Annotated in this window: 16 protein-coding genes; 8 read left to right on the top strand and 8 right to left on the bottom strand. The window is 63.2% G+C overall.

Features of this window, described 5'->3' with window-relative positions:
- The first annotated feature begins 7 nt into the window (after positions 1-7).
- The 5 genes from H4V98_RS03375 (at position 8) to H4V98_RS03355 (ending at position 3824) form a co-directional block, all read left to right on the top strand.
- Positions 8-598 carry a chalcone isomerase family protein gene (locus tag H4V98_RS03375; protein WP_196864508.1) on the top strand — a complete coding sequence of 197 codons (591 nt, stop codon included), beginning with the start codon at positions 8-10 and terminating at the stop codon, positions 596-598.
- Positions 595-1929 carry an MFS transporter gene (locus tag H4V98_RS03370; RefSeq protein ID WP_196864509.1) on the top strand — a complete coding sequence of 445 codons (1335 nt, stop codon included), beginning with the start codon at positions 595-597 and terminating at the stop codon, positions 1927-1929. Before H4V98_RS03375 ends, H4V98_RS03370 begins: the two co-directional genes overlap by 4 nt.
- Positions 1926-2495, top strand: coding sequence for a DUF3833 domain-containing protein (locus tag H4V98_RS03365; protein WP_196864510.1), 570 nt, complete (start codon positions 1926-1928; stop codon positions 2493-2495). The genes H4V98_RS03370 and H4V98_RS03365 overlap by 4 nt, the downstream gene beginning before the upstream one ends.
- A gap of 82 nt (positions 2496-2577) precedes the next feature.
- The gene (locus tag H4V98_RS03360) at positions 2578-3348 is read left to right on the top strand and encodes an SDR family NAD(P)-dependent oxidoreductase (protein ID WP_196864511.1); all 771 of its coding nucleotides are present in this window, start codon (positions 2578-2580) and stop codon (positions 3346-3348) included.
- Positions 3349-3359: 11 nt separating this feature from the next.
- Entirely contained in the window at positions 3360-3824 is a 465-nt protein-coding gene (locus H4V98_RS03355; protein ID WP_231374852.1) for a nuclear transport factor 2 family protein, read from the top strand.
- Positions 3825-3835: 11 nt separating this feature from the next.
- Here the strand turns inward: H4V98_RS03355 and H4V98_RS03350 are convergent, their stop codons facing one another.
- Positions 3836-4450, bottom strand: a complete 615-nt coding sequence (locus tag H4V98_RS03350) for a glutathione S-transferase N-terminal domain-containing protein (protein WP_196864545.1) — start codon at positions 4448-4450, stop codon at positions 3836-3838.
- A gap of 146 nt (positions 4451-4596) precedes the next feature.
- Here H4V98_RS03350 and purB point away from each other — a divergent pair, with 146 nt between their 5' ends.
- Entirely contained in the window at positions 4597-5976 is a 1380-nt protein-coding gene (purB, locus tag H4V98_RS03345) for an adenylosuccinate lyase (protein WP_196864512.1), read from the top strand.
- A gap of 399 nt (positions 5977-6375) precedes the next feature.
- On the opposite strand, the gene H4V98_RS03340 is transcribed toward purB, so the two are convergent.
- The 3 genes from H4V98_RS03340 to H4V98_RS03330 all read right to left on the bottom strand — a co-directional run bounded on the left by H4V98_RS03340 (position 6376) and on the right by H4V98_RS03330 (position 8241).
- Positions 6376-6687 (bottom strand): DUF2007 domain-containing protein, encoded by a 312-nt coding sequence (locus H4V98_RS03340; RefSeq protein WP_196864513.1) that lies wholly within the window; start codon positions 6685-6687, stop codon positions 6376-6378.
- 108 nt (positions 6688-6795) lie between these two features.
- Positions 6796-7206 carry a DUF3717 domain-containing protein gene (locus H4V98_RS03335; RefSeq protein ID WP_196864514.1) on the bottom strand — a complete coding sequence of 137 codons (411 nt, stop codon included), beginning with the start codon at positions 7204-7206 and terminating at the stop codon, positions 6796-6798.
- 72 nt (positions 7207-7278) lie between these two features.
- Positions 7279-8241, bottom strand: a complete 963-nt coding sequence (locus tag H4V98_RS03330) for a TerC family protein (RefSeq protein ID WP_196864515.1) — start codon at positions 8239-8241, stop codon at positions 7279-7281.
- 275 nt (positions 8242-8516) lie between these two features.
- On the opposite strand from H4V98_RS03330, the gene H4V98_RS03325 reads away from it, so the two are divergent.
- Positions 8517-8870 (top strand): phage holin family protein, encoded by a 354-nt coding sequence (locus tag H4V98_RS03325; protein ID WP_196864516.1) that lies wholly within the window; start codon positions 8517-8519, stop codon positions 8868-8870.
- Here H4V98_RS03325 and H4V98_RS03320 read toward each other — a convergent pair.
- Complete coding sequence (locus H4V98_RS03320; protein WP_196864517.1) at positions 8826-10385, bottom strand: M48 family metalloprotease; 1560 nt, start codon at positions 10383-10385, stop codon at positions 8826-8828. The two genes, H4V98_RS03325 and H4V98_RS03320, sit on opposite strands and share 45 nt — an antisense overlap.
- 156 nt (positions 10386-10541) lie before the next feature.
- On the opposite strand from H4V98_RS03320, the gene moaC reads away from it, so the two are divergent.
- Entirely contained in the window at positions 10542-11039 is a 498-nt protein-coding gene (gene moaC / locus H4V98_RS03315) for a cyclic pyranopterin monophosphate synthase MoaC (protein ID WP_196864518.1), read from the top strand.
- 145 nt (positions 11040-11184) lie between these two features.
- Here moaC and H4V98_RS03310 read toward each other — a convergent pair whose 3' ends face one another.
- The 3 genes from H4V98_RS03310 to H4V98_RS03300 form a co-directional block, all read right to left on the bottom strand.
- Complete coding sequence (locus H4V98_RS03310; protein WP_196864519.1) at positions 11185-11592, bottom strand: hypothetical protein; 408 nt, start codon at positions 11590-11592, stop codon at positions 11185-11187.
- 66 nt (positions 11593-11658) lie between these two features.
- Positions 11659-12807, bottom strand: a complete 1149-nt coding sequence (locus H4V98_RS03305) for a hypothetical protein (RefSeq protein ID WP_196864520.1) — start codon at positions 12805-12807, stop codon at positions 11659-11661.
- A gap of 483 nt (positions 12808-13290) precedes the next feature.
- Positions 13291-14868, bottom strand: a complete 1578-nt coding sequence (locus H4V98_RS03300; protein WP_231374851.1) for a Wzy polymerase domain-containing protein — start codon at positions 14866-14868, stop codon at positions 13291-13293.
- Positions 14869-14926: the final 58 nt, after the last annotated feature.

The raw sequence follows: 14926 nt of genomic DNA, 5'->3' as shown, positions 1-14926 counted from the left end.
GCCGGCCATGAAGCACGCGCTGCCCGTCGGTCTGGCCGCATTGCTGTGGGCCGGCGCTGCGCTGGCGCAATCGCCTGTACCGCCCGCTGCGCCGCAGCGGATTGCCAGCCCCGCCGGCACCACCCCCTCGCGGCCGGAACTGAGCGTCCTGCCCCGGGCCAGGCTCATCGGACAGGCGCGGCTGACGGTCTGGGGCTTCGACATCTATGACGCCCGCCTGTGGGCGTCAGCCCCTTTCAGCGCTGCCAGCTTTGCCGCATCGGCGCTGGCGCTGGAACTGAACTACCTGCGAAATTTCCAGGCCTTCGAGATTGCCGAACGTTCACTGAAGGAAATGCGCCGCAGCCAGCCCGTCAGCGACGCACAAGCCGCGCGGTGGACGGCCGAGCTGCTGCGGGTGATTCCAGACGTGCGCAAGGGCGACCGCATCACGGCCGTGCACCGGCCCGGGCTGGGCATGGCCTTCTGGGTGAATGGCCGGGCCAGCGGCGAAGTGCTTGACGCCGACTTTGCCCAAAGGTTCTTCGGCATCTGGCTGTCGCCCGACACCTCCGATCCCCGGATGCGCGAAGCCCTGCTGGCAGGCAGCGCCGAATGACCGAAGCGGCGGCTTCGCAGCCTACGCCTTCTGCGCCGTCTGAGGTTGAGGCCAAGCCCGAGACTTTTTCTGCCCGCAACGGCCTGGCCTATGGCCTGCTGGGCCTGCCGCTGGCGTTCGTGGCGCTGCCGCTCTACGTTATCTTGCCCAATCACTATGCACGCGAATTCGGCATGCCGCTGGCGCTGCTGGGCGCGATTTTGCTCGGCGCCCGGCTGTTCGATGCGCTGATCGACCCGCTGCTGGGCCGGCTCAGCGACCGGCTGTTTGCGCGCTCTGCCGCATCGGTGCTGCGCTTGGGCGCGCTTGCGGCGGTGGCGCTGGCGCTGGGCTTTACCCTGCTGTTTTTTCCGCTGCAGGCGGTGCAGGATTCGCCCTTCGCACTGGCCGCCTGGGCCGCCGCCAGCCTGGTGCTGACCTATGCGGCCTACAGCGCGCTCAGCGTGTCGCACCAGTCCTGGGGCGCGATGCTGGGCGGCAACGAGGCGCAGCGCAGCCGCATTGTTGCCTGGCGCGAAGGACTTGGCCTGGTCGGTGTGGTCTTGGCATCCATTACGCCGGTAGCGCTGGGCCTGCCTGCGACCACAGCTCTTTTTTTTGTAGCACTGCTGGCCGGCTGGCTGGCCTGGCACCGGGCACCCGTGCCAGCAGTGCGGGTCTCAGGCCAGGCGCCAGCGGTAGGCGCACTCTGGCTGCCTTGGCGCTCGCGCGCCTTTCGCCAGTTGCTGGCGGTGTTCATGCTCAACGGCATTGCCAGCGCGGTGCCGGCCACGCTGGTGCTGTTTTTCATCCAGGACCGGCTGCAGGCGCCGGCCAGCATGGAGCCCCTGTTTTTGGGCAGCTATTTTCTGGCGGCGGCGCTGTCGATTCCGCTCTGGCTGATGGTCGTCAAGCGGCTGGGGCTGGCGCGCACCTGGCTGGTCGGCATGGCGCTGGCGATTGCCGTGTTTGCCTGGGCCACGCAGCTGGGCGCCGGCCAGACCGTGGCCTTTGCGCTGGTTTGCGCGCTGTCTGGCGTGGCGCTGGGCACCGACCTGGCGCTGCCAGGCGCGCTGCTGGCCGGCGTGATCCAGGCCGATGGCCAGTCCGGGCAAGCCGAAGGCGCTTACTTTGGCTGGTGGAATTTCGCCACCAAGCTCAATCTGGCGCTGGCCGCCGGGCTGGCACTGCCGCTGCTCGGGGCCTTTGGCTATGCGCCCGGCAGCCGCGACGCCGCCGCACTGGATGCGCTGGTGGTAGCCTATTGCGTGCTGCCCTGCATCTTGAAACTGCTGGCGGCGGCCAGTGCCTGGTTTTTCCTGATCCATCCTTCTGAAAGCGTCCCCGCATGACCTTCATTTCCCAATCCCCCCGGCTTTTCAAGGGTGCCTTGCCGGCGCTCCTGCTGTCGCTGACGCTGCTGGCGGGTTGCGCCGGCCCGCAAGTCGCCGACTACGCCGCCGAGCAGCCGGTGCTCGACATGCGCCAGTACTTCAACGGCACGCTGGACGCCTACGGGTTGTTCACCGACCGCTCGGGCAAGGTCGTCAAGCGCTTCACCGTCGTCATGGTCTGCAGCTGGAGCGGCCCGCCCGGCGCGGAGACCGGCGTGCTGGATGAAAACTTCACCTATTCCGACGGCACCAAGGACCGCCGCGTGTGGACGCTCAAGCGCCAGCCTGACGGGCGTTACACCGGCACGGCCGGCGACGTGGTGGGCGAAGCCGCAGGTCAGGAAAAAGGCAATGCCTTCCGCTGGGGCTACACCCTGAAGCTGCCGGTCGATGGCCGCATTATCGAAGTGCAGTTTGACGACTGGATGTACCTGATGAACGACAAGGTGATGCTGAACAAGGCCAAGATGAGCAAGTTCGGTTTTGGGCTGGGCGAGGTCACGCTGTCGTTCGTCAAGCGGTAAAAATACATCAAACAGGCCGTTTGCGCATGCATGACGGGCGTAGGCCGCTATTAAATTCATAACAAATAGAAAACTCAGCACGATGTCCTTCAATCCTCAGCTTGCCGACTGGCGCGGCAAAACCGTCTGGCTGGTCGGCGCGTCCAGCGGCATCGGCCAGGCCACGGCGCATGCCTTGCATGCGGCGGGCGCAAAAGTGTTCGTTTCAGCGCGCAATGCCGATGCGCTGGCAGACTTTGTGCAAAGCCATCCAGGCGCCGTGGCGCTGGCGCTCGATGTCACCGACCCGCTGGCCCTGAAGGACGCAGCGAAAACCCTGCTGGCCACCGGCCCGCTCGATCTGGTGATGTATTGCGCCGGCTACTACAAAGAGCTGCGTGCCAGCGCTTTTGACCTGACCGAGATGCTCAGGCACAACGAGGTGAACTACTGCGGCGCGCTGTATCTGCTGGAGGCGGTGCTGCCGGCGCTGCTGGCGCAACAGTCCGGCCACATCAGTTTGATCAGCAGCGTGGCGGGCTACACCGGCCTGCCCCAGAGCCTGGCCTACGGGCCGACCAAGGCGGCGCTGATCAACCTGGCCGAAACGCTGTACCTGGACCTGAAGGACAGCGGCATTGGTGTCAGCCTGGTGTGTCCGGGTTTTGTCGAAACGCCGCTGACGGCACAAAACCAGTTCAGCATGCCCGCGCTGATCACGCCCGAACAGGCGGCGCAGGAAATCCTGAAGGGCTGGCGCAAGGGCGCGTTTGAAATCCACTTTCCCAAGCGCTTCACCCGCTGGATGAAGGCCCTGCGCCTGCTGCCCTACGGCGCGCGGTTTGCCGCCGTTCGCAAGATCACTTCGCTTTGAAGCGCCAGGCCATGACCACGGACTCAGCACAACAAAACACCCCGCCCATGCGCGAAGCCGCCGCACGCGTCGTCGATTTTTTCGAAAGCCTGAGTCCGGCCAGCCTGGAGCGGCTGGATGCGCTGTACGCGCCCGAGGCGTATTTCAAGGACCCGTTCAACGAGGTGCGCGGCTTGCCTGCCATCCGCCAGGTGTTTGACCACATGTACGCGTCACTGGAGCAACCGCATTTCGTGGTGACCGGCTGCATCGTTGACGGCGGTGAATGCTTCCTGACCTGGAATTTCATTTTCCACTTCAAGCGCTTTGACACCCAAACGCTGCAGACCGTGCGCGGCGGCTCGCACCTGAAGTTCAACGCTGCCGGGCTGCTCGATTTTCACCGCGACTACTGGGATGCGGCCGAGGAACTGTACGAAAAGCTGCCGCTGGTCGGGCGGCTGATGCGCTGGCTGAAAGAACGCGCGCGGCAGTAGGCCCAGGCAATTCAGCCGGCCTGCGTTTCCACGAAACTCGGCCGCAATGCCAGCTTGTCATACAGCCTGGCGAGTTGGGGACGGGTGTCGCGCCACTGCACTTCGGGGAAACGAAAATTCAGGTAGCCCAGCACCGAACCCACCGCCACATCCGACAGGCTGAAATGAACGCCGCTGCAGTAAGCCTTGTCACCCAGGCCCTTGTCCATGGCATGCAGCGCCGTGTCGATTTTCCCCATTTGCCGCGCAATCCAGGCGTCGCTGCGCTGCCCGTCACTGCGGCCTGACCAGGTCGCTTCCAGCCGGGCCAGCAGCGCAGCGTCCATGACGCCATCGGCCAGCGCTTCCCAGGTCTTGACTTCGGCGCGTTCGCGGCCTTGCGGGGGAATGAGCTTGCCCACTGGCGACAGCGTGTCCAGGTATTCGACAATCACGCGCGAATCGAATATGGCCTCGCCGGCCTCCATGATCAGGCACGGCACTTTGCCCAATGGGTTGGACAGGCTCATGGCGGTGGTTGCTGACCAGACGTCTTCGACCACAAACTGGTAATCGAGCTTTTTCTCGGCCATGACAATGCGCACCTTGCGGACATAGGGGCTGGTGGCGGATCCGATGAGTTTCATCATGTGCTGTGTTCTTGTCGTGCCGTGGGAAACCAGCATTCTATCGATTCAGGGCGCGCGCTGTAGTGCAGCGACGTGCCGACATCAAATTCTGCGGCAACGCAACGGGACCGGTATCGTTACCCGTGCGGCCTACAATCGCCCGCATGAGCTTTTCACCCATCAATGCACTGTCGCCGCTGGACGGCCGATACGTCGCCAAACTTGCTACCTTACGCCCCCTGATGTCCGAGCAAGGCTATATGCACCGCCGGGTCCAGGTGGAAATTGCCTGGTTCATCGCGCTGTCCGACGCCAAATTTGCCGAATTCAAACCCCTGAGCCCCGGTGCGCGCACCTACCTGCTCGGCCTGGTGAAAAACTTCAGCGAAGCCGACGCAATGGCCATCAAGGTGATTGAAAAAACCACCAACCATGACGTCAAAGCCGTCGAATACTGGATCAAGTCCAAGTTCGAAGCCCGGCCTGAACTGCAGTCCGCCAGCGAATTCGTCCACTTTGCCTGCACCAGCGAAGACATCAACAACACCAGCCAGGCGCTGCAATTGAAAAGCAGCCGCGAACAGGTGGTGTTGCCGGCGCTGGACAAGGTCATCGACAAGCTGCGCCAGATGGCCCATGCGCATGCCGACGTGCCAATGCTCAGCCGCACCCACGGCCAGACCGCCAGCCCGACCACCGTCGGCAAGGAGCTGGCCAACGTCGTCGTGCGCCTGGTCAATACCCGCGAAAAAATTGCCGGCATCAAGCTGATGGCCAAGATGAATGGCGCCGTGGGCAACTACAACGCCCATTTGGCCGCCTGGCCCGACTTCGACTGGGAAGCCTTCAGCCGCCACGTGATCGAAACGCCCGAGCCGCTGGGCCTGGGCCTGACCTTCCAGCCCTACAGCATCCAGATCGAGCCGCACGACTACATGGCGGAACTGTTCGACGCGGTCGCCCGCACCAACACCATCCTGATCGACCTGGCACGCGACATCTGGGGTTACGTCAGCGTCGGCTACTTCAAGCAGCGCCTGAAGGAAGGCGAAATCGGCTCATCGACCATGCCGCACAAGGTCAACCCGATCGACTTTGAAAATGCCGAGGGCAACCTGGGCCTGGCCAACGCGCTGTTGCGCCACATGAGCGAAAAACTGCCCATCAGCCGCTGGCAGCGCGACCTGACCGACTCGACCGTGCTGCGCAACATGGGCGTGGCGCTGGGCTATACGGTGCTGGCCTACAACTCGCTGTGCGTCGGCCTGAACAAGCTGGAACTGAACGAGGAAAACCTGGCCGACGACCTGGATGGCGCCTGGGAAGTGCTGGCCGAGCCGATCCAGACGGTGATGCGCCGCTACGGCGTGCAAGGCGCCTACGAAAAGCTCAAGGAAGTCACGCGCGGCAAAACCGTCAAGCCGGAAGACCTGCACGGCCTGATCCGCTCACTGGACATTCCCGAGGCCGAAAAAGAGCGCCTGCTGGTGATGACGCCGGGCAGCTATGTCGGCATGGCGGCCGAACTGGCCCGGCGAGTCTGAAAACAAAGCCCCCACGGTCGTTCGCTTCGCGTAACTCCCTGCCCCCCGAGGGGGCCGCTGCGCCTGCGGTCTGGCAAAGCCAGTCCCGCGGCCCCGGCTGGTGGGGGGATGTGGCCCCCACGGTCGTTCGCTTCGCGTAACTCCCTGCCCCCCGAGGGGGCCGCTGCGCCTGCGGTCTGGCAAAGCCAGTCCCGCGGCCCCTGCTGGTGGGGGGATGTGGCCCCCACGGTCGTTCGCTTCGCGTAACTCCCTGCCCCCCGAGGGGGCCGCTGCGCCTGCGGTCTGGCAAAGCCAGTCCCGCGGCCCCTGCTGGTGGGGGATGTGGCCCCCACGGTCGTTCGCTTCGCGTACTGCGCTGCAAAGGGGCTGAACTTTGCTGGGACTGACCCAGCGCGGCGTTCAGGCCAGGTCTATCGGCATGGCGGCGCCGCATTGCCAGCATTGCTCGAAACCGCCCTCGACCGTTTCTCCGCAGGTGCACAGCCAGCGTCGCTGCGGCATGTTCTGCAGCGCGTCGAGCAAAGTGCGGGCGCCTGCCTCTTCATGGTCGTGGGTCAGCCAGATTTCCGGCTGGCATTGGTCGGGCGGCAACTCGCCCGCCACGCTGCCCAAAAAATAGCGCTGCACGCTGGCCGAAAAGCCGGCCTGCTGCAGCGCGTCGGTCCACAGCGCGGCGATGGCAATGTTGGGGGCATGGGTCAGGCGAAGCATGCGATCAGTGTAACGCCGGAATCCAGAAACTCCTGAATTGATAGCTAAAAGCACACGCTGGTTTTGCGGAAAAAGCCTTTTTTGCTTGAAAAGCAAGCCAAGATCAGGCTACTTTTTCTCCAGCGCCCGATCGGCATAGCGGCCAAAGCGCCAGGCTGTCGCCTGCTGGGTGATGCGCTGCCAGGTGATGCGTTTTTCAACCGGGCTCATCGACAGCCAGTGCTGCACTTCCCCAAAGGTGCGGCCGCAGCCCTTGCATTCTTCGTCACCCTGGCTGGTGGAACAGATGGCGATGCACGGCGTGTCGGCGGTGGTGTCGTACCAGGCATGCCAGGCGTTCAGCGCCTCTTCTGAAAAATCCGCCTCGTCGGCAGTGTTGTGATGCGCCAGCGCCATGCGCGCATAAATGCCGGCCAGGGCGCGCACCTCGGGCGCCAGGCTGACGCCGTCGGCCGAGGGATTGCGGTGGCGCCAGTAATTGATGGCGGCTTCAAGGTCGATGATGTGGATGCCGGGCATGGGAAACGCATCATAGCCATCCCGGCCCGGACACGCTCCTTTGCCCTGCCGGCTGGGGCTTCTCTGACGAAGTTAACCGCGCGGCACGTCGGCCGGTGCCGAACGCAGGCTGAGCAGCATCGTCAGCGCCAGAACGCCCACCACCACACCCAGCGACGCCATCACCGGGATCTTGTAGACGTCGATCAGGCACATCTTGGCGCCGATGAACACCAGGATCACCGCCAGGCCGTAGTTCAGCAAATGGAACTTGTTGGCCACGGCGGCCAGCAAAAAGTACATGGCGCGCAGGCCCAGAATGGCAAAGACGTTGCTGGTCAGCACAATGAACGGGTCGCTGGTGATGGCGAAAATCGCCGGAATCGAGTCCACCGCGAAAATCACGTCGGTCAGCGCCACCAGGCAGATCACCATGAACAGCGGCGTGGCGATTTTCTTGCCGTTCTCGACGGTCCAGAACTTCTCGCCGTCGTAATGCTGGCTGACCGGCAAAATGCGGCGCAGCAGCTTGAGCGCCGGGTTGTCGTCCAGCGCCGGCTCCTTGCCGGCAGCCCACCACATCTTGATGCCGGTGAGGATCAGGAAGGCGCCGAACACGTACAAAATCCAGTGGAACTCCGCCAGCAGCCATCCGCCGACCAGAATCATGACGGTGCGCAGGACGATGGCGCCAATGATGCCGATCATCAGCACCCGCTTCTGGTAATGCGACGGCACCGCGAAGTAGGTGAAGATCATCAGGAAGACAAAGATGTTGTCCACCGCCAGTGATTTCTCGATCAGGTAGCCGGTCAAAAATTCAAGCGATTTGGTGTTGGCGATCTCGGTGGAGCCGGTGCTGTCCCTCACCGCCCACCAGAACAGGCCGTTGAACATGAAACTCAGGGCCACCCAGACCAGCGACCACTTGAGCGCTTCTTTCACGCCAATGTCATGGGCGCCCTGCTTTTTCAGCACGACAAAATCAACGAACAGGGACACGAGAACAATGCCGATGAAGGCGGCCCACAGCCACAGGGGCGCAATGGTTTGCATGACAAGACCTTTTTGAAAAATGGAAGACGCACAAAGCGTCCCAAAAGGTCTTGCGGGAAAGAGCTGCCTGGCTCTTTTATGTGCTCCGGCTGCCGTTTTGACGGGCAACGTATTGACGAAACACAAGCGCTTGCGGCCGACAGGCCGCAAGGTCGCTACTCCCCTTTCAGGTGTCGAAAAGTATCGTTGTTTTACAAATTCCACATGGTCTCTGCGGATTTCTGCCCCCGCCCGTCAACCTGTCACGGTATGCACCAGGTGCTATCCTTCAAGCCATGAAACTCATCCTCAAATGGCTTTTGAGCGCCGCCGCCCTGCTGGCAGTGGCCTACCTGTATTCCGGCGTGACGGTGACCAGCTTCACCGGCGCGCTGGTCGCCGCAGCCGTACTCGGTGCGCTGAACATGGTGGTCCGCCCGCTGCTGGTGCTGCTCACGCTGCCGGTGACGGTGCTAACGCTCGGCTTGTTCCTGTTTGTCATCAACGCCCTGATGTTCTGGGCCGCCGCCAGCCTGGTCAGCGGCCTGAATGTCAACAGCTTCGGCGCGGCGCTGCTGGGGTCGCTGATTTATTCGGTGCTGCAGCTAGCGGTCGATTTTCTCCTGGAGCGCCTGTTCCTTAAGGATTGACTCGGCCTGCCGCGTCCGGGTGTCAATGATCGAAGCCTCGACGTAATCGGCACGGCCCGGCTGGCTGCGTATCAGCCCCTGCGCCGCCTTGAAGCGGTCCAGCGCGGCGCCGTAGTCAAGCTGGGCGGCGCGGCTTTCGGCGTCGGCCCGGATGGCGCGCACCGTCAGGTTCTGCTGGCCGTAGGCGACCGCCAGCATCTGCCAGGCGCCCGCATCGCGCGGATGCACGGCCACCCAGGTCTGCAGCGCTTGCGACACGTCCGGCGCGCGTTGTGCCGCCATCAGTGCCTTCGACATCAGCAGCAGTTCCGCCCGCGAGCCGGCCTTGCTGATATCTGCCGTGGCGGCCGCAGCCGGCACCTTGCCTTCCAGCAGGTCCAGCTCGACGGCCAGCAGTTGCACCGCCTTGCCCGCCGGGTCCGGGGCGGCGGCCAGGCTGGAAAGCCGGTCAAGCAAGCTGCGCGCCGCTGCGAAATCACGCAGTTGCGCTGCGGCAAAGGCGCCGCCGTAGAACGTGCCGGCATCGCGGGCAGCAGCCACCGGCGCCGACGCGGGCAAGACGGCCGCCCTGCGCTGCGCCTCAGTCACCAGGGTGCGCAGCACATCCACACCGGGAACCGCCAGAATGCGGGCGCGTACGGCCATCATCGCGTGCAGGCGCTGCGTACGTTCGGCCGCCGCCTGCTGCGCGGCTGACGGCGCGGACGCTGCGGCCGCCAGTTGAACGCGGGCCTGCGCCTCGGCAATCCGCTCGGTGGTCAGCGGGTGCGAGCGCAAATAAGGAAACGAGCCGTTGTCGTTGAGCCGGTTGGCCTGTTGCAGTTTTTCAAACATGCCCGAGATGCCCCGGCTGGCAAAGCCGGCATCGGTCATGACGCTAAAGCCGACGCGGTCGGCCTCGCGCTCCATGTCGCGTGAAAAATTCAACTGGCCCTGCGCCATGAGCGCCTGCCCGCCAACGATTGCGGCCGTACCGGCATCAGGATGACGGCTGGCCGCCAGCGCGCCGAGCACCATGGCGGCCAGCATCCACGGCGCCTGGCGCGACTGCTGCGTCATCAGGCGCGCGATATGGCGCTGCGTGACATGGCTCATCTCGTGCCCCAGCACGGCGGCCAGCTCATCGGCACTGCTGACGCTGCTGATCAGGCCCAGATGCACGCCAAAATAGCCGCCGGGCAATGCAAAGGCGTTGATGCTCCGGTCGCGGAACATGAACAATTCCCAGGCAAAACGCTCCTCCAGCTCAGCCGACAGTTCGCCGCGCGCACGCGCCGCCGTCATCAGCGGCTGCCAGATGCCCTGCAGGTAATCGGCCAGCACCGGGTCTTCGATCAGGTCGGGGTCGCGGTAGATGCTGGCCGCGATGCGGTCGCCAATGCGGCGTTCGGCCGCCGGTGACAGATCCGAGTTGTCGCCCAGCGTCGGCAGCGAACGGGCGCCGGGCGCCGGCAACAAGGCTCCAGCGCTTGGCCCCTGGGCCAGCGAAGCCGTGCCAAACGCTATCAGGACCATAGCTGCCAACGCATGCTGGACGTGCGCAAAAGCACGTTTTTGCTTAAAAATTTCGGGACAGGTCAATGAAGTCAAGGGCAGTCACCTTTGGGGCCAGAAAAAAGACGCCGGCAAGCCTCTTATGATGCGGCATAGTTGTAAAGGTTCTGTATCAGCATGACGACGCCCACTTCCCCCCTCACCCATTTCGACGCCCAAGGCCAGGCCCACATGGTCGATGTCGCCGCCAAAGCGTCCACGCACCGCATCGCCGTCGCGCAGGGCCGCATCGACATGAAGCCCGCCACGCTGGCGCTGATCGTGTCCGGCTCCGCTAAAAAAGGCGATGTGCTGGGCATTGCCCGCATCGCCGGCATCATGGCCGCCAAGAAAACCAGCGACCTGATTCCGCTGTGCCATCCGCTGGCGCTGACCCGCGTGGCGCTTGAATTTGTGACGTCTCCGGCAGACGGCGGCACCGGCAGCGTGACCTGCACCGCCACTGTAGAAACCGTCGGCCCTACCGGCGTCGAGATGGAAGCCCTGACCGCCGTCAACATCGCCCTGCTGACGATTTACGACATGTGCAAGGCGGCAGACCGGGGCATGACGATCACCGACGTGAAGCTGCTTGAAAAGCATGGCGGCAAGTCGGGCAGCTTTGTAGGCGGTTAAAGGCCATGGCCTGCCAGGCCTGACAAGATAAATTACAGACAGTCCATCCCCAGCCAGCGCTGCGTTTTCTGAACGGCCCCGAGAGTCCGACCTCTTTCCAGCATTAGCCGATCGAATGGCTGAAACGCTTTCTTCGTTCCTATTTTTACGGCACTTTGCCGTAGCTGTTTTCAACCGGTCTGGACGGAGACGGAGAGGCAGAAGCAGGCGCCGGCCTGACGGTGACAGACAGCCGGTCGGCAGCGCTGCGGGCAGGCACCGGTTCAGCTGCCACGCTGGCGCCCTGAACGACTTCGGTGTTGGGAAAACTCGACAGGGAAATCTGGGACATGGCCGCCCTGCGCTCCACATCGGTCAGCATCACCTCAAACACCATGACCTCTTTCTTGAGCGCGACAATCTTGGAGCGAATCACCCGCGACTGACCTTCGAGCGACAGGTTGGTGGGAGCCGGGGCCGCCGTGGACCCTGCATTGGAAGCAGAAAAGCCGGGCGCTGCACAGCCCGACAGAAAAAAGGCCGCCAGTCCCGCCACGGTCATCAGTTTATTCATCTCGTCCTCCCTTTTGTTGTTGATCTTTCGACGCCATCGACCTCACTGACTGCGCAGCAAACACGTTCATGGCGATTTGCCTTGGCGCCAGGCCATCGGCAGCGACGGCGTGCGCCCTTCGATTTCGTTCAGCAGCTGGTCGCGCCGGTAGGCGTACCAGCGTTGCAGACAGCCGCGATCCCGGCAAATCGTCTCGCGCCGGCGCACTTCGACATCATTCTGGCGGCGAAATGCTGCGCGGTCAGCGGTGGCATTTTTGGCGCGTGCGTACACCCGGCCGACGTCATGGTTGATCTGAAAAAGCTCGGCGTCCGAGCAAATCATCTTTTCAAGTGCTGAACGCGCCCTGCTGCAATCAAAACTGGCGTCCGAACGCATTCCCGGGCGTTCATCCTGCGGTGCTTCGGAGGAGGGCAGAGCCGCTTTGGCAACCTCGACCTTGCGGACCGGCGGGTTCGCCACGGACACCGGGGAAGACACCGAAGCGCGGGCCGGCCCCAGACTGGCCAGCGCCGAGTATTGATGCGCTTTCTCAGGCGCCTGCGCGAGCGGCGCTGCTGGCAGCACTTGCGACTTTGCCAGCGTTTGCCGCACCGCCGCCAGCCCGTCGGCCGCAGACCGCGAGCGCTCATCGGCCTGGCCGTAGGCAGTGGAATAGATACGCAAACTGTCCGTGTAAAGAAATTCCGCGCGCTGGAGCAATTCTGGCCGGTGGGCATCCTGCGCGGAACCAGCACCCCGCGCGAGCTGGGCATAGTGCGCGCCCAGCAGGTATTTGCCATCGGCCGACTCAACCGAATCTGCGCCCTTGAGCTTGTCGGCCACGCGGCACGACATCAAGAAAGCCACCTCGGCGTCACGCGGACGGCTGGACGCAGCAGCATCCTTGCCCATCACGATGAACGACGCCATGTCGGTCGCCGTCAGGCCAGGCGCGTCAGGCTGGAAAGGAAAACGTCCGTCCTGGCTGCCCGCCACCGCTGTTGCCGGCGCCAGCGGACAACTGGCGACATGTCCCGAAGCCTGCGGGCCCGAAACGGACGCCTTTGTTACCTGCTGACCAGCAATGGGTAACCCCAACGGGTCCAGCAACACCCATGCAGCGGCGATGGCCGCAGCGGCCAGCACACTGCCCGAAATGAAAACCTTGAGCTGCCTCCCTGTTGGCGGATCGCTGTGCGGCGGCGAAACGGCCGTTTTCGACAGCCCAGGCAAAGGATGCGGCGGGGCAACCCGCGCTTTTGTTGAGCGCCTTGCGGTTTCACTTGCCGATGCCTGCAGCGAAGATAGGTTCTCCCTCTGTGGCTTAGCTGTAAACAAGGCATGCGGAGCGCTTGTTTCCAGGTTGCCCGACGCTGGCTCAGGCAAGGAAACACTTGTTTGCAGGGCTTCAGGCGCTTGTGATGAAACAGGACCGCGTTTTTTCAAGGCTCCGGCAACCGCTGCCGCGCCCAACAACACCCCTGACGCAAAAACTGCCCCCTGACGCTTATCGATAGTCATGCCCCAACCATAGCGCGGCCATGGCGTCAGGAAGTGTAGAAGTCACACTTTGATGCAGAATTTGCCCTTTCTGCCACGCCAGGATTTACATGCTTTCGAGTGGGCCGGGTATGTCGTGCTGCTCGCTGTTGTTGCTATTTCCTGCGCCCGCAAGCAGCTTCAAACCATGCCCCGCGTGCCGGAATGTATCGGCAGTTATAAAGCGGAATCCCGTATCAAAACGGCCAGGGGCCGGCCCTGTGCGCCGGGCAGCGGCGCTGCGTTCATCTCGACCCAGCGCGCATGCTCTTTGGGGAAAGCCGCCCGATAGCGCGCCAGGAAATACAAGGCCTCGTCATCACGCCCCAGCATCACCGCACTTTCAATCACTTTTTCAATCACACGCGGCTCTGGCGAATAGTGCAGCAGTTCAATCGCCATGGCATGCTGGGCAACGGCGTTCCCCTGCGTGAGCGGCGTGATGCTCAGGTAGGCAAAGCGCGCCTGGTCACGAAACAACCGGTTGTCCTGCACCTTGGCCAGCGTACCCTCGCGGTAGGCAGCACTGCGCTTGTCGGGCGGCAGGTAAATCTGGCTGACCCGGTAGTAGCTGACCGCCACTCCGGCCAGAGCAACTATCATAATAGTAGCTACAAAGGCATACAGATATTGCGCAAAACCGTTGTTTTTCTTAAATTCTGAAGAAGATTCCTGGCTCACGGCCAGCTTTTTCTCGCGCGGTACGCACAGCAACCAGACCGCCAGCCCGGCAGCCATCTGGAACGGGCCGTACCAAAGCGGATATTCCAGCAAACTGTGCAAGCCGATGACGGCCAGCACGGTCCAGGCCATCTGGCGCAGCGGATTTTTCTCGTGCCACGGCCGGGCGCGCCACGTCAGCCACCCCAGCACACCGAAAATCGCCACCGCCGCCGGAATGCCCAGTTCCACCGCCAAGTGAAGCGGCAGGTTGTGCGCGTTGTCCAGGATTTCGCAAAAGCGCGGACCGTCGTACAAGGTGATGAAATGCGCATAGTCCAGTTCGCCCCAACTCCAGCCCAGCCAGGGTTTTTGAGCGATCAGCGTCAGCACGTTGGACCAGAGAATTTTTCGGCTGGAGCAGGCCGGTATTTCCCCCGCCAGGCGGCCAAACAATCCGCCGCTTTGCAGGCCGGTTGCCCATTGCAGCAACCACGGCAGCGCAAACACGGCGAGTCCATAAACCAGCAAAGCCTGCATGACAAATACCAGCAGGTGCCTGCGCGCCGGCAGCGCCCACCAAGCGGTGAACAAGGCAATCAGCCCCCATTGCAGCAAACCCGTGCGCGAACTGCTGGCGGCATTGCCCAAAGCCAGCAACAAAGCGATCAGATAAGCCCACCACGGCATCAGCCAAGCCGGCGTTTTGAGCCGTCCTGCAGAGGTTGCCCGCAGCGCCAGCCAGCCGATCAGCGCGGCCAGGCCCATGCTTGTCAGGGTGGCAAACTGGTTACGCTGGCGCAGGTTGGCATAGGCTTCGCCCGCCTGCGGCTGGTTGATCCAGGGGCTCAGTGCCGGTGCCAGGCCGAAATACTGCACCAGCCCCATCAGCGCGCTGATGACGGCAGCCAGCACCCAGGCCAGTGTTACCAATTCTGGATCAAGCCGACGCCGGAGCAGGCACACACAAACCGCGCACAGCGCCGACAGCAGCCACGGCCAGACATTGGGTGTGGGGCCGGCGGTGTAGGGGCTGAGCCAGGGCAGGAGCAGGAATGCGGCCAGGATGCAATCCCGCAGAGACTGGTTTTTCAAGCGTGACAACAGATAAGGAACCGGATTGGCTTTGAGTAAAAACTGGATGGTACGTGGT

The sequence above is a fragment of the Polaromonas sp. CG_23.6 genome (genome assembly GCF_029892315.1).
Taxonomy (GTDB): domain Bacteria; phylum Pseudomonadota; class Gammaproteobacteria; order Burkholderiales; family Burkholderiaceae_C; genus Polaromonas.
The sequence above is the reverse complement of the archived record's forward strand: the minus strand, read 5'-3'. Positions and strand labels throughout refer to the sequence as shown.